Annotated in this window: 19 protein-coding genes and 1 tRNA gene; 11 read left to right on the top strand and 9 right to left on the bottom strand. The window is 59.0% G+C overall.

The genetic code is table 11. The annotated features are described in order from the left end of the window. Positions 1-591 precede the first annotated feature (591 nt). From QNI81_RS05205 to QNI81_RS05190, 4 genes are read right to left on the bottom strand one after another with little or no spacing between them, the layout of a single operon-like run. The gene (locus tag QNI81_RS05205) at positions 592-1,857 is read right to left on the bottom strand and encodes a F390 synthetase-related protein (RefSeq protein ID WP_283967595.1); all 1,266 of its coding nucleotides are present in this window, start codon (positions 1,855-1,857) and stop codon (positions 592-594) included. Then, complete coding sequence (locus QNI81_RS05200) at positions 1,854-2,636, bottom strand: MBL fold metallo-hydrolase (RefSeq protein ID WP_283967594.1); 783 nt, start codon at positions 2,634-2,636, stop codon at positions 1,854-1,856. The genes QNI81_RS05205 and QNI81_RS05200 overlap by 4 nt, the downstream gene beginning before the upstream one ends. Then, positions 2,624-3,556, bottom strand: coding sequence for an NAD-dependent epimerase/dehydratase family protein (locus QNI81_RS05195; RefSeq protein WP_283967593.1), 933 nt, complete (start codon positions 3,554-3,556; stop codon positions 2,624-2,626). The genes QNI81_RS05200 and QNI81_RS05195 overlap by 13 nt, the downstream gene beginning before the upstream one ends. Continuing rightward, positions 3,556-4,539: a 3-oxoacyl-[acyl-carrier-protein] synthase III C-terminal domain-containing protein gene (locus QNI81_RS05190; protein ID WP_283967592.1), complete on the bottom strand. Its 984-nt coding sequence runs from the start codon at positions 4,537-4,539 to the stop codon at positions 3,556-3,558. Before QNI81_RS05190 ends, QNI81_RS05195 begins: the two co-directional genes overlap by 1 nt. 133 nt (positions 4,540-4,672) lie before the next feature. On the opposite strand from QNI81_RS05190, the gene QNI81_RS05185 reads away from it, so the two are divergent. The 4 genes from QNI81_RS05185 (at position 4,673) to QNI81_RS05170 (ending at position 10,586) form a co-directional block, all read left to right on the top strand. Next, complete coding sequence (locus QNI81_RS05185) at positions 4,673-5,266, top strand: TetR/AcrR family transcriptional regulator (RefSeq protein WP_283967591.1); 594 nt, start codon at positions 4,673-4,675, stop codon at positions 5,264-5,266. Next, entirely contained in the window at positions 5,259-6,320 is a 1,062-nt protein-coding gene (locus QNI81_RS05180) for a sulfotransferase (protein WP_283967590.1), read from the top strand. Before QNI81_RS05185 ends, QNI81_RS05180 begins: the two co-directional genes overlap by 8 nt. A 174-nt stretch (positions 6,321-6,494) precedes the next feature. Then, positions 6,495-9,209: an EAL domain-containing protein gene (locus QNI81_RS05175; RefSeq protein ID WP_283967589.1), complete on the top strand. Its 2,715-nt coding sequence runs from the start codon at positions 6,495-6,497 to the stop codon at positions 9,207-9,209. Between the two features lie 213 nt (positions 9,210-9,422). Next, positions 9,423-10,586, top strand: a complete 1,164-nt coding sequence (locus QNI81_RS05170; RefSeq protein ID WP_283967588.1) for a winged helix-turn-helix domain-containing protein — start codon at positions 9,423-9,425, stop codon at positions 10,584-10,586. 71 nt (positions 10,587-10,657) lie between these two features. On the opposite strand, the gene QNI81_RS05165 is transcribed toward QNI81_RS05170, so the two are convergent. Further along, positions 10,658-10,731 (bottom strand) — tRNA-Cys (locus QNI81_RS05165). A gap of 187 nt (positions 10,732-10,918) precedes the next feature. Beyond that, the gene (locus QNI81_RS05160; protein ID WP_005647105.1) at positions 10,919-11,398 is read right to left on the bottom strand and encodes an Lrp/AsnC family transcriptional regulator; all 480 of its coding nucleotides are present in this window, start codon (positions 11,396-11,398) and stop codon (positions 10,919-10,921) included. Positions 11,399-11,545: 147 nt separating this feature from the next. On the opposite strand from QNI81_RS05160, the gene cobA reads away from it, so the two are divergent. The 6 genes from cobA to QNI81_RS05130 all read left to right on the top strand — a co-directional run bounded on the left by cobA (position 11,546) and on the right by QNI81_RS05130 (position 16,554). Further along, the gene (cobA, locus tag QNI81_RS05155; RefSeq protein WP_502999210.1) at positions 11,546-12,364 is read left to right on the top strand and encodes a uroporphyrinogen-III C-methyltransferase; all 819 of its coding nucleotides are present in this window, start codon (positions 11,546-11,548) and stop codon (positions 12,362-12,364) included. Beyond that, entirely contained in the window at positions 12,364-12,684 is a 321-nt protein-coding gene (locus tag QNI81_RS05150) for a DUF2849 domain-containing protein (protein WP_283967587.1), read from the top strand. Before cobA ends, QNI81_RS05150 begins: the two co-directional genes overlap by 1 nt. Then, positions 12,677-14,344, top strand: coding sequence for a nitrite/sulfite reductase (locus QNI81_RS05145; RefSeq protein WP_283967586.1), 1,668 nt, complete (start codon positions 12,677-12,679; stop codon positions 14,342-14,344). The genes QNI81_RS05150 and QNI81_RS05145 overlap by 8 nt, the downstream gene beginning before the upstream one ends. Before the next feature lie 3 nt (positions 14,345-14,347). Continuing rightward, positions 14,348-15,109 (top strand): phosphoadenylyl-sulfate reductase, encoded by a 762-nt coding sequence (locus tag QNI81_RS05140; protein ID WP_065322039.1) that lies wholly within the window; start codon positions 14,348-14,350, stop codon positions 15,107-15,109. A 5-nt stretch (positions 15,110-15,114) separates the two neighbouring features. After that, complete coding sequence (locus QNI81_RS05135; RefSeq protein WP_283967585.1) at positions 15,115-15,519, top strand: DUF934 domain-containing protein; 405 nt, start codon at positions 15,115-15,117, stop codon at positions 15,517-15,519. A 162-nt stretch (positions 15,520-15,681) separates the two neighbouring features. After that, positions 15,682-16,554: a ferredoxin--NADP reductase gene (locus QNI81_RS05130; RefSeq protein ID WP_502999209.1), complete on the top strand. Its 873-nt coding sequence runs from the start codon at positions 15,682-15,684 to the stop codon at positions 16,552-16,554. Positions 16,555-16,716: 162 nt separating this feature from the next. On the opposite strand, the gene QNI81_RS05125 is transcribed toward QNI81_RS05130, so the two are convergent. Continuing rightward, complete coding sequence (locus tag QNI81_RS05125; protein ID WP_283967584.1) at positions 16,717-17,544, bottom strand: hypothetical protein; 828 nt, start codon at positions 17,542-17,544, stop codon at positions 16,717-16,719. A 206-nt stretch (positions 17,545-17,750) separates the two neighbouring features. Here QNI81_RS05125 and infC point away from each other — a divergent pair, with 206 nt between their 5' ends. Continuing rightward, positions 17,751-18,341 carry a translation initiation factor IF-3 gene (infC, locus tag QNI81_RS05120; protein WP_074712547.1) on the top strand — a complete coding sequence of 197 codons (591 nt, stop codon included), beginning with the start codon at positions 17,751-17,753 and terminating at the stop codon, positions 18,339-18,341. A gap of 107 nt (positions 18,342-18,448) precedes the next feature. Here infC and QNI81_RS05115 read toward each other — a convergent pair whose 3' ends face one another. Both QNI81_RS05115 and QNI81_RS05110 read right to left on the bottom strand, forming a co-directional pair. Further along, positions 18,449-19,234: an FAD binding domain-containing protein gene (locus QNI81_RS05115; RefSeq protein ID WP_283967583.1), complete on the bottom strand. Its 786-nt coding sequence runs from the start codon at positions 19,232-19,234 to the stop codon at positions 18,449-18,451. Positions 19,235-19,324: 90 nt separating this feature from the next. After that, the gene (locus tag QNI81_RS05110; protein WP_283967582.1) at positions 19,325-21,703 is read right to left on the bottom strand and encodes a xanthine dehydrogenase family protein molybdopterin-binding subunit; all 2,379 of its coding nucleotides are present in this window, start codon (positions 21,701-21,703) and stop codon (positions 19,325-19,327) included. Positions 21,704-21,795: the final 92 nt, after the last annotated feature.

Genomic DNA, 21,795 nt, shown 5'->3' with positions numbered 1-21,795 from the left:
GAAGCCGCATTGATCCAAACGGCTGCGAAATCACTGCTAGATCTCACTTGGGCATTAAATATACACCCTGTTCCTTCAACTGAAAAACTGCGGGTGACATCATCGCTCGCAGAAAACGAATATGCCAATGTCGGCAGTACGATAATCGCACCAGAAGCGCTTAATCTGGCCAGTGTTTTTAGGGTCAATGCTGTCTCCATTTTATACCGGCCGCAGCACTCGCTGCCTCATATTTCAAATATTGAAATGTGAGACAACATCAGCTGGTGCCATCACTTGCTTTGTGAAGGGAAATTCCTGGTAGCGATGTAAGGGTGAACACTTAAATATGAGTGAACAATTTCAGAGCACTGAACAAAATATGCTTACGTATAGATGGACGCAATTCTATCTTATGAAGCGGGGTTCCTACGGCCAGACTTTGGCTCAAGCGGCGTATGAACCTTCCGCCTCAAATTCCAATTTTGTACATCTGGAGACGAGACTTCAGTCTCTAGATGCTCAGGTCATGACGCCGAAATGCTCCCCCTCACCCTAGGACAGATACGTCTGCGCTGATCGGGGTGACAGGTCCTGTCTTCTTCTGACAGCCTATTGACGCTCAACACGAATGCGGCGGTGCTTAAACTCGGTTCGTGGCGGGCAGCCAACACGTATGTCAAGCACGGGCAAAGAGACCTCAAGTCGCTGCGCAAGTTTCTGCAGCGCATGCGCAACCTCGGTTGTGGCCCCCTCGGTCGGATGATCCAGCCAAACGGTGAGCACGCCCTGTTTCTCAATGATGGAATAATCCCGTACGGAGGCCCGCATCGCGGCAATCGCGCTGCGAATGGCCTCTGCCGGGACCATTTTGCGGCCATTCTCGCCCTGCCACCACAGCATGTCATCCTCGCGCCCCTCAATCCGGGCGATCCGGACACAGGCGGACCCGCACGCACAGGGGGCAGGGTCAGGCAGGAGAACGTCATTCAGACGATAGTTCAAAATCGGCAGGCTCTCTCGGGTAAAGTCATGAATGATCGGACAAAATGCACCCGTGTCCGGATCGATCACATCCCGGTCAATTTGCAACCATCCCTCATTGAGGTGCAGCGACCCTGCAGGACAGGTAAAGGCCAGCACCCCCTCCGTCGCCTGATAGACCTCATCGAGCCTGCAGCCAAACGCCACCTCGGCCAAAGCTTTGTCATCGGGGCAAAGCGTCTCCGCGACGGAGATGATTTTGTGCGGAGCGATCCCGATACGTCCGTCGCTCTGCGCCTGCGCCAGATGACGCATCAGGCTTGCGGGCGCGATCACTACCGTTGGCGCAAGGGTGTTCAGCCGGCGTAGATGCGCCTCAAACGGGCTGAGCATGTCGAAGAACTCAAACCGCACCAGTGGATTGCTCAAAGTTCGGTACAACGCATTGTCCGCACGCATAAAAAACGCAACGCGCTGGCGCTGCATAAGATTTGGCCAAAACCGCCCCATCAGGATCGCAGCCCACAGGCGCCGCTCTTGGGGGGTCGCCAGAAACAGCCCCCGCTGCCCCGAGGTACCCGTCGACAGGCCCACGGACACCTCGCCGAGGGTGGGGCTGAAATCACGGCTGCGTTCTGCTTTCAACGCGACATGCAGCGCCTCATCATAAGCGATCCCGCAGGTGTTGATCCGAGAGAAACTCTGCATCAGCCGCGCCTTGTTCATGGGCGGCAAATCCTGCAGGGGCCAATCCGCGTACGCGGCATAGAACGGCGAGCGCGGCATCACTTTGACCCGAAAGCGCGCAAAGCCAGCGCGTTGATGCGCCTCAATCGCCGCACGTGTGCGCCAGCCTGCGCCATACCGGGTCCGCACAAAAGCCCCGAGGCTCATGTGATCGCCTCCCGGCAGTGCGACGGCACAAAGGTGATATCGGGCCGCGCGCCCATCAGCCGCCGCAACCGTGCAAAAGTGTCGCGATACCGCGCGGCATCCCCTAAACGATGCAGCACAAAAGCGGGGGGCATGCGGCCCGTGCGCAGCGCTTCGCGTCCATAGGCGGCGTCGGCAATCAGGAAATGGGCCGTCTGCGGCACCCAGATCCCGATCTGCCCAACACCATGCCCGGGCAAGGGAATGGCGATTATCTCGCCCGTGCCGAGCAGATCACGCCCCTGCGGAAATTCTGGTAACTCGGTTTCAATAAGGTCTTGGTCTTCAACGGGCTGCGGCGCGCGGGCCATAACCCCATCACGCAAGATCGGAGGACAGGCCTCAAGCGTGGCTTTCACCCCGCGCAATGTCGCCAAATGGGCAATTGCCGCGCCCGACGCACAGACCGGAACATCGTGCGGTAAATCCATCAGCCCTGCCACATGATCCCCGTGCAAATGCGTCAACACGATCAGATCCGGGCGACAATCGAGCTGAGACGTGATGTGCTCATGATCGGGCAATTGAACCGGCGTTGCGATCCGGTACGCCCGCGCGGGAAAGCGATGCGTGGCGTCAAAAAACGCCGGACCGTAGCCGCAATCAACCAGCACGCTGGCGTTTGGGGTTTCAATCAGCGTGGCCAAAGCAGGCAAATCGACTTTTCGCCACCCAGCCAGCCCCGCTGCAAACGGACGCACGCGGCAACTGCCGACGCGCATAGATGTCACGCGAAGCATTCCGACAGCCCCTCTTCCAATGTCACCAAAGGTTGATACCCGAGGTCTCGGCGCGCGGCACTGATATCAAGCGTCAAAGAGCGCCCCAGCGACACCACCGCCTGACGGGTCAAAGCTGGCTCACCCGCGCCCATCCAAAGCGCGCGCCGCTCAGACAACGAGGCGATTGCATAGGCCAGCGGATAAGGGAGCGGCAATCGTCGCGGCTGATAGCCACCATGGCGGGCCACCAGATCTGCCAGCATGCGAAAGCTGAATACCTCGCCAGAGGTGATGTTCCATACGCCACCTGCAGGACCTGCCGCTGCCAATCGCATTGCACGGGCGGCATCGCTGCGGTGGGTCAGGTCAATCTTGGCCTGACCTCCTGATATCATCGGAACAAACCCGCGCGCCATGACGGCGCTCAGGCGCGGCAACAATGCACGATCATGGCGGCCATAAATGGCGCGCGGACGGATAGCAGTGCAACGCATCTCTCCATTCGCGGCCAAGACCAACGCCTCTGCGTGACGCTTGGTCTCTGCATAAGGCGACAGAGCGCGCGGCGGGAGTTCGGCATCTTCGCTGAGGTTCAGCCGATCTCGCCCATCCGCATAGATGCTTGGCGTTGAGGCAAAAACAAAACGCGCGACGCCTGCTTTTTTCGCAGCCCGCAGCAAACGCTGCGTTGCAGTAACATTCACGGCCTCAAACTCCACCGGACTGCCCCAACCGCCACTAAGGGCCGCGCAATGAAACACAGCATCCATGCCTTGGGTCAGCGGCAGGAGATCATCAGAAACCAAATCTGCAGGGTGAAAATCGGGCAGATCAGCAGGCACGCGCGCCGTGGTGCGCAGCTGCCAGCCATGACCCGAGAGTTCATCGACCAAGGCGCGACCCAAACAGCCGCTCGCCCCTGTGATCAGCGCACGCATCAAAACTGCACCACAGTTCCGCCAATCGAAATCCCGGCAGAGGTTCCGATCAACAAGGCCTTGTCGCCACGCTGCAAACGCCCATTTCGGACCGCGTAGTCCAGAACCGTGGGAATGGAGGCCGCCACCTGATTGCCGTGGTTGCAGAAGATATCCACCACCTTGCTTTGTGGCAGGTGCAATGCGCGCGTCATCAGACGCAACGCCTGAGCACTAGCCTGATGCGGCAAGACGGCATCCAGTTCATCACGCTCAAGCCCTGCGCGTTTGAGCAGATCGGTCAGAAAGTCCGGCAGATAGCGTGCGGCCAGTCGATAGGCTTGTGCGCCATCCATCTGGAAACAATCGTCGCCCTCATCGCTGCCCCGCACCGGGTTTACCCGTGTGCCACCCGCTGCCAACACGCAGGCCTCCTTGCCCTCAGCATAGGTCGCAAAGCCATGTGACAGCACAGCCCCCTCGCCCGCGCCAACCACAACCGCCCCTGCCCCATCGCCAAAGATCGCGGCACTCTCGGGGTGCGACCAGTTCAACCCCACCGATGCGATATCGGCAGAGAAGATCAGCACACGCCGCGCGCGTCCCGCAGCCACCCAGAGGCCGGCCACATCGAGCGCTTGCAAGAACCCAAGGCAGGTCGCATTGATATCAAAGGCCGGAATGCCGGATTGCCCCAAACCAAGGCGATCCTGCACCAGCACGGCCGTTGACGGAATCGGCTGCTCCATCACGCCACAGGCACCCAGGATCAAGTCCAGATCCTCCGGCCCGCAGTCGGCCATGTCCATTGCGCGGCGCGCAGCTTCTGTCGCCATCATCGAACTGGTTTCATCAGGCGTTGCAACCGCGCGGCTCTCAAGACAAAACCGCGCCTGCACTTGCCCGTCCTGCCAACCAAGGCGGCGATCGATCTCCGTACTGAGACGTTTATTTTCAGGCAGATAGCTACCTGTTCCTTGAATGGTAAGCGCGATCGGAAACATATAAACAATCCATTTCTGAACATCGTTCTAAAATATTGACATATGCGAGCGGATCGTCAAGATCATTTCAGAACATTGTTCAAATACCCAGCGCCCATTCCAATTATGGGCCCTTCCAAAACTGGAGATCCACATGGCACGGCCCCGGCAATATGATCCCGAAACACTGCGGGCCGCGGTGGTCTCCGCCGCCCGAGCGTTGCTGGAAGAAGGTGGTCCGCCTGCCCTGACGGCGCGCGCATTGGCGCAGGCCTCAGGTGCTACGAGCGGCACGATTTACGCAAGCTTCGGGGATCTCCACAGCGTGCTGATCGAGGTAAACCGCGACACCTTTCGGGAACTGGGCGAAATGATTGATGCCTTGCCGGATGCTCCGCCGGAACCTTGGCTTTATGCGCTGGCGGAGGCCTATGTGGACTTTATGTTAGAGCGCAAAGGGGTCTGGCGCGGCCTTTTTGAGGGCGATCGGGTCACGGATGTTTTTCCGCAGTGGTACATGGCCGCTATCAATGCCCTGCTGGCAAAAATTGCGCATCCCATAGCAGCGCTGGCCCCCTCAGAGAATGCAGCCGAACGCGCTGAGGAGTTGTTCATAGCTGTTCACGGCGTGGTCGCATTGGCCGCGATTGGGCGTCTGGATATGGTGTCCCCAAGGTCGCCAAAGGCGTTGGCACACGCGGCGGTGAACACAATGCTGAGCGCGCTCAAGGATGCAAGCGATGCATAACCCTGCTCACAAGCTGGCGGGTGGATTCATCCTTGGCTCCGCCCGATGTGGTTCAACTTTGGTTTCTGATATTCTGCGGCTGCACCCTGCGATCCTGTCGCTGTCGGAATTGTTCTCGACCGTTGGACCAAATGCCTTTCGGCAAGATCAACTGACCGGAGAGACATTCTGGCGCAATCTGTCCAAACCCTCGCGCGCCTTATCACAGATCGGCAACCCCGACAGTGCGCCCAATGAGTTCCTCTATGGGCGCGTCAATGCCCCAGCGCATGACCCGTGGTTCTGCCCTCCCATTTTAGCGATCACCTTGCCGCACCTCTCGCAGTCTCCGGACGCGCTGTTTGCCCAACTCGCCTCCGAGGTCCCACAGTGGAACCGTAAGGACGTAGGTGATCAGTATCGGGCGCTATTTCAAAGCCTTGCGAATAGTCAGGGCGGCAAGCAGATCTGGGTCGAACGCTCTGGAGGCTCATTGGTGGCCGCCAAGACGCTCCTCGAGATGTTTCCCGAAGCGCGCCCGGTTTTGTTGTTGCGAAATGGGCCTGACACGGTGCTCTCGATGCGCGACTACCCGGCCACCCGCGTGGCAATCTGGATGTGGCGGCACCTACGCCCATTTGGGATCGATCTTCTCGATCCTCAAACCCACTACGGTCGCGGCGCACTATGGCCCGTGATCGAACGTTTCGGCGGCGTATTTGGCCTGCGCAGTATCTTGGCAAAGCGCCCGAGCCTGACCGACAGCGCGGCCTTCTGGTCGGCGATGATGGAAACCGGCCTTCAAACCCTGATGGGGCGGGATCTGATGGTGCTTTCCTACGAAGAGCTTTGCGCTGCGCCACGACAGGAAATCACCCACCTTGGCCAATATCTCTTGGGCGATGCGCCTGAGGCATGGGTTGCGGCCGCGAGCCATTTGCCAGAACAGCGCCCATCCAAGATAGCTACCCTGACAACCACGGAACGTGAGGCTCTTTATGCGGGATGCGCCCGCGGTGAATTGGCCATACGAGAGTTTCAATCGCGCAGGCCATCGTCGCGCACCGACGGTTAAACCGACATCTCAGGTTGGTTTTCCATCTTGATACAACCACTTGGCTCGCATCCATCACCACATCCCCTCGCGGCGCAACGCGGTCAAAACACATTCGGAAAGTAACTGTATTTTGACTTGCTGACGTCACAATGGAGGCCGGAACGGTTTGTTGTGTGTTGCGAGTGAGTGCTCATGTCAGAAATTGACGCTGTCTGGATGCTAATTTCAGCGCTTCTTGTGCTTGTCCTGCAATCCGGGTTCCTCTGCCTAGAGTCCGGCACCGTCCGGACGAAGAACGCCGCCAATGTTGCGCTCAAAAATATGGCGGATGTCTGCGTCGTCAGCACATGTTTCTGGCTGGTTGGTTTTGGTCTGATGTTCGGCACCAGCTTTGGGGGCCTCTTTGGGACCAGTGGTTTTTTGCCCCGGCTCGACAACGCCACGGGTCATTCAGCCGCGATCTTCTTGTTTCAAATGGCCTTTGCTGCCACCGCCACCACCATCGTCTCCGGCGCGGTCGCCGAGCGGGAGCGGTTCTTGGGCTATATGATTGTGTCGATCGCACTCAGCGCCTTCATCTACCCGATTGCCGGTCATTGGATCTGGAATGAGGCGGGCTGGCTCCGACAACTCGGTTTCATCGATTTTGCCGGTGCAACGGTGGTGCATAGCGTGGGCGGATGGACGGCCTTGGTCGCCGTGATCTTCTTGGGTCCAAGGCTTGGGCGCTACGGTCGAAAGAACCGCTTTTTTGAGGAAAACTCCATCTCGCTGGTCACACTGGGCGGGCTGCTGCTTTGGGTTGGCTGGGGGGCTTTCAATGGCGGATCGGCGCTGGCCTTTAACACGAATGTCGGCCCTGTCATCGCCCGTACAATGCTATCTGCAGCAGGCGCGGGTTTGGCCAGCATCGCCATCGGCCTTGGCATCTTTCGCTGTGTCAGGGCGGAACTCTTGGTCAATGGCTTCCTCGGTGGACTTGTAGCAAGCACCGCTGGCATCCATCTGCTATCCGGGCTGACAGCCTTCTTGATTGGCGCCGCTGGCGCCATAGCAGTCATTGTGGCGCGCGATATATTGGACGCACTGGAAATCGATGACGTTGTTGGCGCAATCCCTGTTCATCTTGCGGCGGGTCTTTTGGGCACGCTGGCAGTGGCCTTCGCGGCTCCACTGGATGCACTGCCTGCAGGCAGCCGGATTGCCCAGCTTGGCGTACAGGCTTTTGGCGCAGCTGTCGTCGGGATTTGGGTCATATCCTGCATGACGCCCTTGATCCTGCTCTTAAAAGCGCGCGGCCTCCTGCGCGCGCGCCCCCGAGATGAAGTGCGCGGCCTCAACCTAGCAGAAAACAACCAGCGAAACATGTTGTTGGAATTGCTGGAAGAAATGAAACGTCACCAGCGAACCGGATCTTTTAGCAGCCGCGTGCGCATCGAACGCTCGTCAGAATTGGGCGTGCTGGCCTATCGCTACAACCGTGTTCTCGACCGGGTTGAAGAAGAGATTGACCAGCGCATGGCCTCAATCCGCAAGGAGCGTATGAGCCGAGAGATGGCGGAAGAAGCCTTTGAGGCGATGCGCGCGGCTCAGGAGGAGAGCGCCTGGTCGGCTCGACATGACAAACTCACCGGTCTGGGCAATCGCAAGCACCTTGAGGAAATTGCCTCAGCGCCTGCGACAGCTCAGCAGGCCGGAACGCTGGTTATCGCGCTTGATCTGGACCGTTTCAAATATATCAACGACACCTATGGCCACGAAGTGGGCGATCTGGTCCTAGAACAGGGTGCACGGCGAATTTCGGACAAGATCCAGCCCGGATGCGATTTCGCTTTCCGCATCGGAGGGGATGAGTTTGCCTTGCTGGTGGAATTTTCCGGAAGCGAGGCAGAGGCGTTTGAGTATTGCTCCGACCTACTGTTCGAACTGCTTCAGCCGGTGCGCTACAAGGACGTCGAGCTTGAGGTTGGTGTCTCCATTGGGTTTGCACTCTGCGAGCGCGATGAAACGCTTCTTTCCGCGCTGCGGCGCGCCGATCTGGCTCTTTATGCGTCAAAGGCCGACGGGCGATCCTGCGTCAACGCGTACTCCACCGACATTGGCGCGGCGCATGATGAAAAAATGGATCTGATCCGGGACTTTAAGCAGGCGTTCCGAAACGATGAAATCAAAGTGACCTTCCAGCCGCAAATCGATGGGAAAACCGGGGCAATTGCTGGCTGTGAAGCTTTGGCCCGCTGGCACCACCCCAAGCGCGGCATCGTCGGCCCAGATGTTTTTGTATCCGTTGCCAAAGAAGTGAACATGCTGGCGGAACTGGATCGGCGAATTTTGGACCTTGCCCTCGCTGCCTATTGGGAATTCGCCCAACATAACATTCACTTACCTAGCATATCGGTGAATGTCTCTGCAGAACGGCTGGGGCATCCGGGTTTGATTGAAGAGTTAAAGCAACGCACTGACCTCCCGGCCAGCGGCTTGGCTTTTGAACTCCTAGAGACAGTGTTTCTGGATCATGTCGACGAGGATTACGCCAAGCAAATCGACGCCCTGAAAGCGATGGGCATTGGGATCGAAATTGATGACTTTGGCACGGGACATGCCAGTATCGCAGGCGTGCTGGCGCTGCGCCCCGACAGGCTCAAGATTGATCGTATGTTCACGAGCGATATCGACAGCAAACCTGCGCGCAGAGACCTGATGCGTGGATTGATCGAAATGGCCACAAGCGCAGGTGCTGCAACGGTTGTGGAGGGCGTGGAAACTGAGGCCGAAGCCAAGATACTCTCTGATCTTGGGGCCGACGTCTTGCAAGGATATGCATTCGCGCGCCCAATGGATCGCGACAGTTTTCTTGCTTGGGCTCAGGATTGGAATTCTGGTCAGTCGTTCATGCAGGTCGGCTAAGGACGCCCCAATTCCTGAGCACAGGACACGCGCCGTTACGGTCCGTTTATGATCTTGCAAAGGATATCTCTGTCCGCGCCGGGCCGAAAAGCTCATCTGATCGGAGCAATACCACCCCAAAATCGCGCCGAAATCATATGAGGCTCAAATGAAACGCCTTTCGTCAGCCCCTCGTTTGTGAAACAAATCCAGAACGTGGAGGAGTGCAGCGCATTGGCCCGGTTAAAAATTGACAATCACACCGCCCGCGCCCTGTGGCTCGGATCGCATGGTCTCGCGCAGGCGCCGACGGGGCCCTTGGACACGCCGCAGTTGATAAAACAGCTGGGATTTGTGCAAATCGACACCATTCAAGTTGTGTCCCGTGCCCATCACCATATCCTGTGGAGCCGCAATCAGAACTATCGCGAACACATGTTGGACCCTTTGCTTCGCAGCACACGGCAGGTGTTTGAACATTTCACCCATGATGCTTCTGTTTTGCCCATGGAATTCCTCCCCATGTGGCAGCGTCAATTCTCGCGCAAAAAAGCTCAAGTCGGTCGCTCAAACTGGTTTGGCAAGTATCTCGAACCAGAACTGATCGACGAGGTTCTGCGTCGGATTGGAGAACACGGCCCTCTCTCGACAAAAGACTTTGAGACCAAAATTTCAGGCGCAAAGACGATGTGGAAACGTCCGCCTCACAAGATGGTGCTCGATTATCTTTGGTACTCTGGCGAATTGGCGACATCGCATCGCGACGGGTTTACCAAATACTATGACCTGGCCGAACGCGTGTATCCACAAGATATGCCCGAACTCAGCGACACGGAGCAAATCACCCAGCTCTGCCGCACCGCAGTTAACAGGATCGGTTTTGGGACTTTAGGTGAAATCCATAAATTCTGGGAGGCCTGCGAGAGAGCGGAAGTCCAATCTTGGGGAACTAGTGATGCCAAAAACCTGATCGAAACTGAAATACAAGGCGCAGATGGCAGTTGGACCAAAGCAGTGGCCTGTGCAGATATCGAGGAGCGGATCAGAACACTGCAAAACCCCACGTCCCGACTGCGCATACTCAACCCGTTTGATCCGGCCATTCGTGACCGCAAGCGCCTCGCGAGACTATTTGGTTTTGACTATACCGTCGAAATGTTTGTCCCGGCCATGAAACGAAAATGGGGGTATTACATTTACCCTTTGCTGGAGGGGAACCGCATGGTCGGCCGTGTAGAGGTCAAAGGCGATCGCGCAAAAGGCACACTTACGCTGACCAAGTTTTGGACCGAAGACGCACGCCTGCGGACGAAACAACGCACAGACAAGCTCGAGGCGGAATTGAAGCGGCTCGCCAAACTCGCGGGCTTGAGTGAGGTCATCTGGGCGCTGGAATAAAAAGCCATATCTGGCTGATCGAGCGTCTACTCAACAGCCAACCGACTGCCATCTCATTGCTTGGCATATTGTGGAGGCGAGTACCGGAATCGAACCGGTGTACACGGATTTGCAATCCGCTGCGTCACCACTCCGCCAACTCGCCGCCTTTAGCACCTGATGTGGCGGGTGGTGTCCGGCCACTTGGTGTGTTTCGCTTTTTATGGAGGTTGCATGCGGGGTGCAAGAGCCAAAACTACATTGAGATGCGAAAAAATCCGCCATCAAGCGCCGCTCAGGATCACCCCTTTGAACAAAAACAGCCTCCCTTATGTCACAGGGCTCATCTCCGCTTAATCGACCCGGATTTGCGCCAGTGGCAGATGGGTGGTGGATTTGATTTCCTCCATCGACAGGAGCGCCGTCACATTGTGAACCCGCACTTCTGAGATCAGCGCCTGATAGAATTTGTCGTAGGCCCGCGCATTCTTCACCCGCACCTTCAGGATGTAATCGATATCCCCTGCAAGGCGATGTGCCTCCTGAACTTCGGGGCGTTCTTGCAGTGCTTTGAGAAACTTCGCCTGCCACTCGGCCTCATGTTCGGACGTGCGGATGAGAACAAAGAAACAGGCCTCAAACCCCAGCGCTTCGGCATCAAGGATCATGGTCTGGTTGCCAACCACTCCGGCCTCGCGCAACTTGCGGATACGATTCCAGACAGGCGTCTTTGAACTGCCCACTTGCTTGGCGATTTCGTCCAGCGACTGCCCCGCGTCGCGCTGGAGTTCCGCCAGAATTTTCCGGTCCGTGGCGTCGATCCGCACTGTCATTCCAAAATTCTCCTAAGTTTAGGACGCGCGGACCTCACGGCGAAATGCAGTGAGACATGTGTCCTTATTTCCCAGCCCATATAGCACAGAGCGAGGAATATTTCCTATATCTACAATCACGTCAAACAGCAAAAAATGGACCGAGAGATGCCCCGCGACACGCATTACATCCCGCCCCTCACGCCGCCCCTGCCGGGAGCCGCTGGCGTGATGTGTCCGGGCGTTGTGGCATTTGCGGGCTCCGGTCCCGGCGATGCCGACCTGCTGACCCTCAAGGTGTTGAAGGCGCTGAGGGAGGCGGATGTGATCCTCAATGATCGTCTGGTCAGTGATGAGATCATGGCGCTCGCCCACGACGACGCAATTCTGGAAGACGTCGGCAAAGAGGGCTTTGGCCCCTCCATGGCACAAGAAGAGATCTGCGCGCGGCTGGTGTATCACGCCAAACGTGGCCTCAAGGTGCTGCGGCTAAAGTCGGGTGATCCCACCATCTTTGGCCGTCTCGACGAGGAACTCTCGGCCTGCAAGGCTGCTGATGTGGACACCCAAATTCTGCCGGGCATCACTGCTGCCTCGGCTGCAGTTGCCGCCATCGGGCAGAGCCTGACCCAGCGGGGGCGCAATTCCTCGGTGCGGTTCCTGACCGGGCACGACATGAAGGGCTTTGCCGATCATGATTGGGCGCAGCTTGCCCGTCCGGGCGAGGTGGCCGCCGTCTATATGGGCAAGAAATCCGCCCGCTTTGTTCAGGGGCGCATGTTGATGCATGGTGCGGACCGCGCAACGCCCGTGACCGTGGTGGAGAACGCCTCGCGCGCGGATCAGCGCGTGCTCGCCACGACTCTCGATCAACTGCCCGCCGATCTGGCCGCTGCGAATTTTGCTGGCCCGGCGCTTACTTTCCTTGGGCTGGCGCCGCGTGCCGCGTCTGCCGCCCACACCGAAATTCAGATGGAGCTTGCCTGATGGCCCGTGCATTCACCCCCAAAGTCGTCACCGCCAACGACCTGCTGGAAGGCGATGTGATCTATCTCACCACCTCTGGCAATTGGACCCGCGACCTGCGCGACGCAGAGCTGATCACCGATGAGGCGGAAGCGCAGCTGCGCCTTCTTGATGCACAAAGCCAGCCGCAAATCGCCGTTGGCGCCTATCTCGCCGACGCAAAAGCAGGCGAGCAAGGCCCCGAACCCACCCATTTCCGCGAGGATTTCCGGCGTACCGGTCCCACGAACTATGCCCACGGTAAGCAAGAAGCCAAACTGGAGGCCACCGCAGATGTATAAGTATAACGACTTCGACTCCGCCTTCCTCGCCGAACGCAACCGCCAGTTCCGCACTCAGGTGGAGCGCCGCATCGACGGTGCCCTCACTGAGGATGAGTTCAAGCCGCTGCGCCTGATGAACGGTCTCTACTTGCAACTGCACGCCTATATGCTGCGGGTCGCGATCCCCTATGGGACGCTCAATCCCGATCAGATGCGCGCGCTCGCCTTGCTGGCCCAGAAATGGGACAAGGGCTATGGCCATTTCACCACCCGTCAGAATATCCAGTACAACTGGCCAAAGCTGAAGGACGTGCCGGACATGCTGGACGCGCTGGCGGAGGTGAACCTGCACGCCATCCAGACCTCGGGCAATACCATCCGCAATGTGACCGCAGACCATTTCGCCGGTGCCGCCGCCGATGAGATCGAAGACCCCCGCCCCATCGCGGAACTGATCCGACAGTGGTCCACTGATCATCCTGAATTCCAGTTCATGGGCCGCAAGTTCAAGATCGCCGTCTCTGGCGCCTCCAACGACCGCGCGGTGCTGAAAGCGCATGACCTTGCGGTAAAGATCGTCAAGAATGACGACGGCGAGATCGGCTATCAGGTGCTGGTGGGCGGTGGTCTGGGCCGCACCCCGATGATCGGCAAAGTTCTGAATGAATTCGTCGTCGCCGATGACTTGCTGCCCTACATTGAGAGCGTGATTTCGGTGTGGAACCAACTGGGCCGTCGCGACAACAAGTATAAGGCCCGCATCAAGATTACCGTGCACGAGCTGGGTCTGGAGAAAATCCGCGAGCTGACCGAGGAACGCTTTGCCCAAGTGCGCCCGACCTTTGGCGGTGCCGATCAGGCGCTGTTTCAGGACATCAAGCGCCATTTCGCTGCGCCGGAGTTCCGCACCGGCGGCACCGAGGCCTTTGACGCCGCTTACGACTCCGATCCGGTGTTTCGCGCATGGGCCGACACCAACCTCGCCGCGCACAAGGCACCGGGGCATGCCATCGCAACCATCTCGATCAAGAAACACGGCGCGACACCGGGCGATGCAACTGCCGATCAGATGCGCGCCATGGCCGATGTTGCCGAAGAGTTCGCCTATGGCGAGCTGCGCATCAGCCACGAGCAGAACGTGATCCTTCCGCATGTGCACAAGAACGACCTGCCCGCGATCCATGCGCGCCTCAAAGCAGCGGATCTGGCCACCGCCAACATCGGGCTGATCTCGGACATCATCGCCTGCCCCGGCATGGATTACTGTGCGCTGGCCACCGCGCGTTCAATCCCCGTCGCGCAGGAGATCGCCACCCGGTTCGAGGATCTGAAGATGGAGCATGATATCGGCCATCTGCAAATCAAGATCTCTGGCTGCATCAACGCCTGTGGACACCACCACGTCGGCCATATCGGCATCCTTGGTCTGGATCGCGCAGGCGTCGAGAACTACCAGATCACGCTGGGTGGTGACGCGACCGAAACGGCAGCGATCGGCACCCGCACCGGACCCGGCTTTGCCTATGACGAAATCGTCCCCGCAGTCGAGCGCATCGTGGAGACTTATCTGGAGCAGCGCGAGAGTGCGGGGGAGGAATTCCTTCAAACCTATCGCCGCGTCGGCATGGAGCCCTTTAAGGCGGCGCTCTACCCGGCAGCAGAGAAAAAGGTGGCCTGAGCCATGACCCGCATCGACCATGACATCCATGGTCACCCCGCTGCCCCGCGCAGCGAGGAGGCCCTGGCCGAACAAGTGGCCGCGCTCAATGCCCGCTTCAAACACCACTCGGCCACCTCAGTGATGGAAGGCGCTTTGCGTGATGCTGGAAACATCGCGCTGGTGTCCTCCTTTGGCGCAGAATCGGTCGTGCTTTTGCATATGGCCGCCGTCATCGACCCGATGGTGCCAGTGTTGTTTGTGGACACAGAACTCTTGTTCACCGAAACGCTGGTTTACCAACAGGAGGTGAGCGAGCGTCTGGGGCTAAAGAACGTGCGCGTCATCAAAGCCGATGATATCGCCGAAAAAGACCCCTATGGCGCGCTCAGGTTTTCCGACACCGATGCCTGCTGCACCCTGCGCAAAACCATCCCGCTGCAAAAGGCGCTGGCGGGCTATGACGGCTGGATCACCGGTCGCAAGCGGTTCCAATCCGGCACCCGCGCCGCGCTTGATTTCTTTGAGGTCGAGGACGGAACGGGGCGGATGAAGATCAATCCGCTGGCCCATTGGGCGCCCGAGGATGTGCGCGCCTATATGGATGAAAACCGCCTGCCCCGGCACCCGCTGGTGGCAAAGGGCTATCCCTCGATCGGTTGTGCCCCCTGCACCAGCCCGGTCGCAGAAGGCGAAGACCCCCGCGCTGGCCGCTGGCGCAACCAGAACAAAGTCGAGTGCGGCATTCACGTAGTGGATGGCAAATTCGTCCGTACAGGAGCTTGAATGATATGAGCGTTATCGTAACCGACGCGGGCTTTGCCCATGACGACTGGACCGGCGGCTTTGAGGGCGCAAATGTGCTCGATCTGGCGTCTGACACGGATCCTGCCACCCTAAAAGGCCAACTGGACGGCATAGAGATGATCCGAGTGGATTTCCCTTCTTTTGCCGACGGACGCGGATTTACCATTGCACGGATGCTGCGCCTGATGGGATATCAGGGACGCCTGCGCGCGCATGGCCATGTGATCTCGGATCAATACGCAATGGCGCGCCGGGTTGGCTTTGACGAGGTGGAGATTTCCGACGATCTCGCCACCCGCCAGCCCGAAGGCGAGTGGTTGTTCCGTGCCAATTGGCAAAGCCACAACTATCAGGCCCGCCTGCGCGCGCAATCGAACGCCGCGCGCTAAGCCAGCCCCACGACATCGCCGTCAGGCCCCGCGCCGTTCCCGGTCCACCCTTATGCTGGACCAGTGGGAACGACACCCTGCGCAAGATTGCCGCAGAGGGGGTTCCCCTGACTTGGATCAAAGACTAATCAGAGGTGCCGGCCTATCCCCGCTGGCAGAGACATGATGAACGAGATTTCGCCCGTGAGTGAGCCTGTGACCGAAGCTGCCGCGCCTGCAAAGGCCAAACCCGCCCTGCCCGACGCCCAGACCGTAACGGAGGTCAAGCACTGGACCGACCGGCTGTTTTCCTTCCGCTGCACGCGGCCTGCATCCTTGCGCTTTCGCTCAGGCGAATTCGTGATGATTGGCCTGATGAATGACCCCGACCCAAAGACGGGCAAGGTAAAGCCCTTGCTGCGCGCCTATTCCATCGCATCGCCCTCTTGGGATGAGGAAATGGAGTTCTATTCGATCAAGGTGCAGGACGGCCCACTGACCTCGAAGCTTCAGCACATTAAGGTCGGTGACGAAATCATCCTACGCCCCAAACCCGTCGGCACCCTGGTGCATGATGCGCTGGTCCCCGGCAAGCGGATCTGGTTCTTTGCCACCGGCACCGGCTTTGCGCCTTTTGCCTCGCTGCTGCGCGAGCCGGAAACCTACGAGAAATTCGACGAGGTCATCATCACCCACACCTGCCGCGAGGCCGGTGAGCTGACCTATGGCCGGGAGCTGATCGAGAGCCTCAAGGACGACGAGCTCCTGAATGAGGTGATCGGCGAGGGCTTCTGGAAGAAGATCAAATACTACCCCACCACCACCCGCGAAGAGAGCGCCAAAATGGGCCGCATCACCGACCTGATGCGCTCGGGCGAGGCGTTTGAGGATCTGGGCGTGCCGCCGCTGAACCCGGAAAGCGACCGTGCGATGATCTGCGGCAACCTTGCCTTCAACCTCGAACTCAAGGATCTCTTTGAGAACACCTACGGTCTGGAAGAAGGCGCGAATTCCAAACCTGCGCATTTCGTGGTGGAAAAAGCCTTCCTCGACTGATTACTGATCACTCGAGTTGAATTTGAAACGCCTTCGCAGATCAATTGCGGGGGCGTTTTTCTTTTGCAAGTCCGACCCTGACACCCACACAAAAAAACGCCCCGAAAACTCGGGGCGTCTCTCGGGGCGTCTCATTGTGTGCTCTGTCCTAAGACCTAAATCTCAGAGACCCAGTGCGGAACGCGCTGCCTGCAGGGCTGATTTCAAGAGCTCTGGATTGTCGCGCGCCTGAGTGATCGCCGATTTCACGGCGGTCTTTTTCAGCGGGTCCAGTTCCGAGCCATCAATCAGTTCGATCACGCGGTCGTAGTTGAACCCTTCGGGCGTCAAAAGCTCCGAAGGCGTTGCAGCTTCTGCCTCTGCGGTGGCCTCTGCTGTGGTCTCCGGCGTGACGGCCTCTGTGACCGCATCTGCCGTAGCTTGCGCGGCATCTTGCGTCTCAGTCTGCGCCTCAGTGGCCAGATCGCTCGCCCCTTCGGTCACAGCGTTCACCGCGTCAGACGCTGTTGTCTGAGCGGCCTCTACAGCACTGGCTGCCCCCTCTTGTGCAGCCTCAACTGCGGCGGCGGCGCCTTCCACGGCTGTTGCAGCGCCTTCCTGTGCTGCTTCAACCGCTGCGGTGGCCTGTTCTTGGGCCGCCTCGACGGTTTCAGTCGCGCCATCCACAAGATTTCCTGCCGCGTCAGAGGCGGCCTCTGTCGCGCTCTGAACTGCCTCAGAAGCCTGGTCGGCAACGGCTTGTGCCGTTTCCTCAACCGTGGTGGCTGCTTCTTCTGCTGCCGCCTCGGCCTGTTCTTGCAAATCGGTGGCCTCGGCCTCACCGGTTTCGACTTCAGCCGCTTCGGTCTCTTCAGCAACGACAGGCGCTGCCTCATTTGCAACCTCAGCCGGTGTGTCAGTCACGGCCTGTTCGTCTGGCTGGTTCAAATACCACACGGCACCTGCAACCACGACCAAACCAATTGCTGCGCCCACTCCTGCGATTTTCATGGCAATATCCTTCCATGCTAACGTCCCGACGTGGGACGGATTGCAGATGTACTTCTGCTTAATTGACGGATACAACAAGGGGGAAGTCCTTGCACACGCTCCCCTCGGCCATGCTTTGCCAGCACATCCGGCTTATGCGTGAAATCTCTTGCCAATCGCAAAAACCCTTGTGTTTCCGGCTTGCAAGACTGTGAGACACCGATTAAATTCCCGGCTCAAATTTCTGCAATTATCAAAGGATAGAACCCATAGCTCGCAGACCTCATAACGCGCCGCCGACCCGTGACACTGGCCCGCGCGTAAACGACAAAATCCGCGCTCCCGAAATCCGCCTGATCGGTGCAGAAGGCGAAAACGTAGGCGTTGTGCATCCCGCAAAGGCGATGCAGATGGCCGAAGAGGCTGGTCTCGACCTTGTTGAGATCTCGCCCAATGCCACGCCCCCGGTCTGCAAGATCATGGACTTCGGTAAGTTCAAGTATGAACAGCAAAAACGCGAAAGCGAAGCGCGCAAGAAGCAGAAGATCATCGAGGTCAAAGAGGTCAAGTTCCGTCCCAACACGGATACCCACGACTATGACGTGAAGATGCGCAACGTGATCAAGTTTCTGGAAAACGGCGACAAGGTGAAAGTCACCCTGCGCTTTCGTGGCCGCGAAATGGCACACCAGAACCTTGGTCGTGAACTGCTGCAGCGCGTGGCCGAAGACATCAAGGAACTCGGCAAGGTCGAGAATATGCCAAAGATGGAAGGTCGTCAGATGATCATGATGATCGGCCCGCTTCCGACGAAGTAATGCGCATCGACCGCTCTTGAGCCGGTTGAACGAAAACCCGAATAAAAAGCCTCCCCCGAGATTTTGGGGGAGGCTTTTTTATTTTTTCCAAAACTGCTGCGGTGGGGTTAGCCCGCCGCAGTCACCGCCCGCTTGGTCATCACTCCGACCAGATGCGCGCGATACTCTTTGGTGCCATGGATGTCACCGATCATGCCCTCAGCTTCAACGGTCAGGCCGGATATCGCATCGGCGTTGAAATTGGCCGACAGCGCCGCTTCGGCCTCCGCCCAGCGGAACACGCCCTCCTCAGACGCACCTGTAACCGCCACCCGCACACCATCCGCAAGTTTGGCGACAAAAACGCCAACCATGGCAAAGCGCGACGCCGGTTGCAGGAACTTCTGGTAGTTCGCCACCTCCGGCACCGGAAATTTGACGGCGGTGATGATCTCACCTTCCTCCAGCGCGGTGGTGAACATACCTTGGAAATAGTCATCCGCTGCAATCTCGCGGGCATTGGTCACAATGGTTGCGCCCGACGCCAGCGCCGCCGCCGGGTAGCAGGCGGCGGGGTCGTTATTGGCCAAAGATCCGCCGATGGTGCCCCGATTGCGCACCGCTGGATCACCAATCTGCCCGGCCAGCGCGGCCAGTGCCGGATAGGCGCTCGCACCTTCCGCAACCTCAGTATGGGTGGTGCCACCTTTCACAACCACCTCACGCCCCGAGGCAGAAATACCTTTCAACTCAGAGATGCCGCCCAGACTCACCAAGGTCGTCGGCATCGCCAGACGTTGCTTCAGCGTCGGGATCAAAGTCTGCCCGCCGCCCAGCGCCTGCGCATCCTCTTCGCGCAGCGCCGCGACGGCCTCCGCGACACTCGATGGTCGCGCGAATTCAAACTCATACATCGCTCTTCCTTTCCGAAGGATCGCCCTTGGGCTCCTTCATCTTCTCATAAATATCCCGGGGGTGCGGGGGCTGGCCCCCGCTCCGCCGTCTCAACCTTGCATCGCCGCCCAGACCCGCGCGGGGGTCAGCGGCATGTCGATATGGGTCACATCCTTGCCAGCGGAGCGCAGCGCATCCACCACCGCATTGACGACTGCTGGCGGCGAGCCGATGGCCCCGGCCTCGCCACAGCCCTTCACCCCCAACGGATTGTGGGTGCAGGGCGTCTGACAGGAATGATCCACCTGATAGAACGGCACATCGTCGGCGCGTGGCATGGCGTAGTCCATGAAACTCGCGGACAAGAGCTGACCATCTTCGTCATAAACACAGCCCTCTAAAAGCGCCTGACCGATCCCCTGCCCCAAACCGCCATGCACCTGACCGTCGACGATCATCGGATTGACGATATTGCCAAAGTCATCGGCGGCGGCAAAGCGTTCAATGGTGACCTTGCCGGTATCGGGATCAACCTCAACCTCGCAGGCATAGGCCCCCGCCGGGTAAGTGAAATTGGCCGGATCGTAAAACGCCGTCTCCTCCAGCCCCGGCTCGATCTCCTCCAGCGGGTAGTTATGCGGCACATAGGCGGCGAGCGTCACATCTCCCCAAGCCACGGATTTATCCGTGCCCACAACCGAAAACTTGCCGTCCTTCAGCTCGATATCGGCATCCGCGGCCTCCATCAGATGGGCGGCGATCTTCTTGGCCTTCGAAATGATCTTCTCTGTTGCCCGCACCATGGCAGAGCCGCCCACCGCAAGGGAGCGCGAGCCATAGGTGCCCATGCCCATCGGCGTATTGGCGGTATCACCGTGTTCAATCTCTACCATATCCTCGGGGATGCCGATCATCTCGGCGATCACCTGCGGAAAGGACGTCTCATGCCCCTGCCCGTGGCTGTGGCTGCCGGTCATCACCACGATGCCGCCGGTGGCGTTGACGCGTACCGTGGCGCTCTCATAGAGGCCCGCGCGGGCGCCCAATTGTCCGACGAGGTTCGAGGGCGCGATGCCGCAGGCCTCGATATAGCAGTTCACACCCAGACCGCGCAGCTTACCGGATTTCTCGCTCTCGGCGCGACGCGCGGCAAAGCCTGCAATATCCGCGATCTCTTCGAGCTTATCCATCGTCGCTACATAGTCGCCGGTGTCATATTCCACCGCCACAGGCGTGGCATAGGGGAACTCGGTGACAAAGTTCTGCCGCCGGAGCGCTATGGGGTCGACATCCAGCTCTCGCGCCGCCTTGTCGATGACACGTTCCAGCTGGAAGGTCGCCTCTGGCCGCCCAGCGCCGCGATAGGCATCGACAGGCACCGTATTGGTGAACACCGCCTTGACGTTCACATAGATCAGCGGCGTCTTGTAATTGCCGGCCATCAGCGTGCCGTGCAGCCAGGTGGGCACCGAGGGCGCGAAGGTCGACAGATACGCCCCCATATTGGCGTAAGTTTCCGTGCGCAGCGCGGTGAAGTTGTTGTCTGCATCCAGCGCCAGTTCGATCTTGGTCACATGATCGCGGCCATGGGCGTCGGACATAAAGGCCTCGGACCGCGAGGAGGTCCATTTTACTGCACGATTGAGCGCCTTGGCGGCAAAGGTGCAGAACGCCTCTTCCGCGTAGTGGAAGATCTTGGAGCCAAAGCCGCCCCCCACATCGGGTGCCACCACGCGCAATTTATGCTCCGGGATGCCAAGCACAAAGGCCCCCATCAAAAGCCGGATCACATGCGGGTTCTGGCTGGTGGTATAAAGTGTGCTCTCGCCGGTGGCGCGGTTGAAATCCCCCACCGCCACGCGCGGCTCCATCGGGTTGGCGACCAGACGGTTGTTGACCAGCTCCAGCGTGGTGACATGGGCGGCGGCGTCAAAGGCCTTGGCGACCGCCTCCTTGTTTTCCTCCACAAAGCCCCAGTCATAGCAGAGGTTGGAGGTCAGATCGTCATGCACCTTCGGCGCGCCGTCCTGCAGCGCCGCCTTCATGTCGATCACGGCGGGCAGCTCGTCGATCTCCAGCTCGATCGCCTCGGCGGCATCGCGGGCCAATTCGGCGCTCTCGGCCACCACGGCGGCGATGGGATCGCCCACATGGCGCACCTTACCCTGCGCCAGCACCGGATGCGCCGGTTCCTGCATCACCTCGCCAAAGCGGTCGGTGACTTGCCAGCCGCAGGGCAGCCCACCAACGCCTTCGAAATCCGCGCCGGTGAACACTCGCAGCACGCCAGGCATCGCCGAAGCCGCCGCGGTATCAAGCGAAGTGATCCGCCCATGCGCCACATCCGAGCGCAGGAAATGCACATAGGCCTGACCGTTTACATGAATGTCGTCGGTATAATTGCCGGTTCCCGTCAGGAACCTGATGTCTTCGCGCCGTTTGGTGGCGGCACCGATGCCGCTCTCCTTGGCGTCAATATCTTTAGGCATTCTGACTTCCTCCCTTGAGGACTTTTATCGTCTCACCGGGCTCCTCTTCCCTGTGAACGACAAAGTTCAGTTGTTAGATGCATCTTGGTCTG

The sequence above is a fragment of the Tritonibacter sp. AK171 genome, assembly GCF_030127025.1.
In the GTDB taxonomy this organism is placed as follows: Bacteria; Pseudomonadota; Alphaproteobacteria; order Rhodobacterales; family Rhodobacteraceae; genus Epibacterium; species Epibacterium mobile.
Note: the sequence above shows the minus strand (reverse complement) of the source record. Positions and strands in the feature narration are given on the sequence as shown.

Bases quoted from the DNA above. Each gene is read 5' to 3' on its own strand.
- QNI81_RS05205 (WP_283967595.1), bottom strand. From the start codon at position 1,857: ATGAGCCTCGGGGCTTTTGTGCGGACCCGGTATGGCGCAGGCTGGCGC.
- QNI81_RS05200 (WP_283967594.1), bottom strand. From the start codon at position 2,636: ATGCTTCGCGTGACATCTATGCGCGTCGGCAGTTGCCGCGTGCGTCCG.
- QNI81_RS05195 (WP_283967593.1), bottom strand. From the start codon at position 3,556: ATGCGTGCGCTGATCACAGGGGCGAGCGGCTGTTTGGGTCGCGCCTTG.
- QNI81_RS05190 (WP_283967592.1), bottom strand. From the start codon at position 4,539: ATGTTTCCGATCGCGCTTACCATTCAAGGAACAGGTAGCTATCTGCCT.
- QNI81_RS05185 (WP_283967591.1), top strand. From the start codon at position 4,673: ATGGCACGGCCCCGGCAATATGATCCCGAAACACTGCGGGCCGCGGTG.
- QNI81_RS05180 (WP_283967590.1), top strand. From the start codon at position 5,259: ATGCATAACCCTGCTCACAAGCTGGCGGGTGGATTCATCCTTGGCTCC.
- QNI81_RS05175 (WP_283967589.1), top strand. From the start codon at position 6,495: ATGTCAGAAATTGACGCTGTCTGGATGCTAATTTCAGCGCTTCTTGTG.
- QNI81_RS05160 (WP_005647105.1), bottom strand. From the start codon at position 11,398: ATGACAGTGCGGATCGACGCCACGGACCGGAAAATTCTGGCGGAACTC.
- cobA (WP_502999210.1), top strand. From the start codon at position 11,546: ATGCCCCGCGACACGCATTACATCCCGCCCCTCACGCCGCCCCTGCCG.
- QNI81_RS05150 (WP_283967587.1), top strand. From the start codon at position 12,364: ATGGCCCGTGCATTCACCCCCAAAGTCGTCACCGCCAACGACCTGCTG.
- QNI81_RS05145 (WP_283967586.1), top strand. From the start codon at position 12,677: ATGTATAAGTATAACGACTTCGACTCCGCCTTCCTCGCCGAACGCAAC.
- QNI81_RS05140 (WP_065322039.1), top strand. From the start codon at position 14,348: ATGACCCGCATCGACCATGACATCCATGGTCACCCCGCTGCCCCGCGC.
- QNI81_RS05135 (WP_283967585.1), top strand. From the start codon at position 15,115: ATGAGCGTTATCGTAACCGACGCGGGCTTTGCCCATGACGACTGGACC.
- QNI81_RS05130 (WP_502999209.1), top strand. From the start codon at position 15,682: ATGATGAACGAGATTTCGCCCGTGAGTGAGCCTGTGACCGAAGCTGCC.
- QNI81_RS05125 (WP_283967584.1), bottom strand. From the start codon at position 17,544: ATGAAAATCGCAGGAGTGGGCGCAGCAATTGGTTTGGTCGTGGTTGCA.
- QNI81_RS05115 (WP_283967583.1), bottom strand. From the start codon at position 19,234: ATGTATGAGTTTGAATTCGCGCGACCATCGAGTGTCGCGGAGGCCGTC.
- QNI81_RS05110 (WP_283967582.1), bottom strand. From the start codon at position 21,703: ATGCCTAAAGATATTGACGCCAAGGAGAGCGGCATCGGTGCCGCCACC.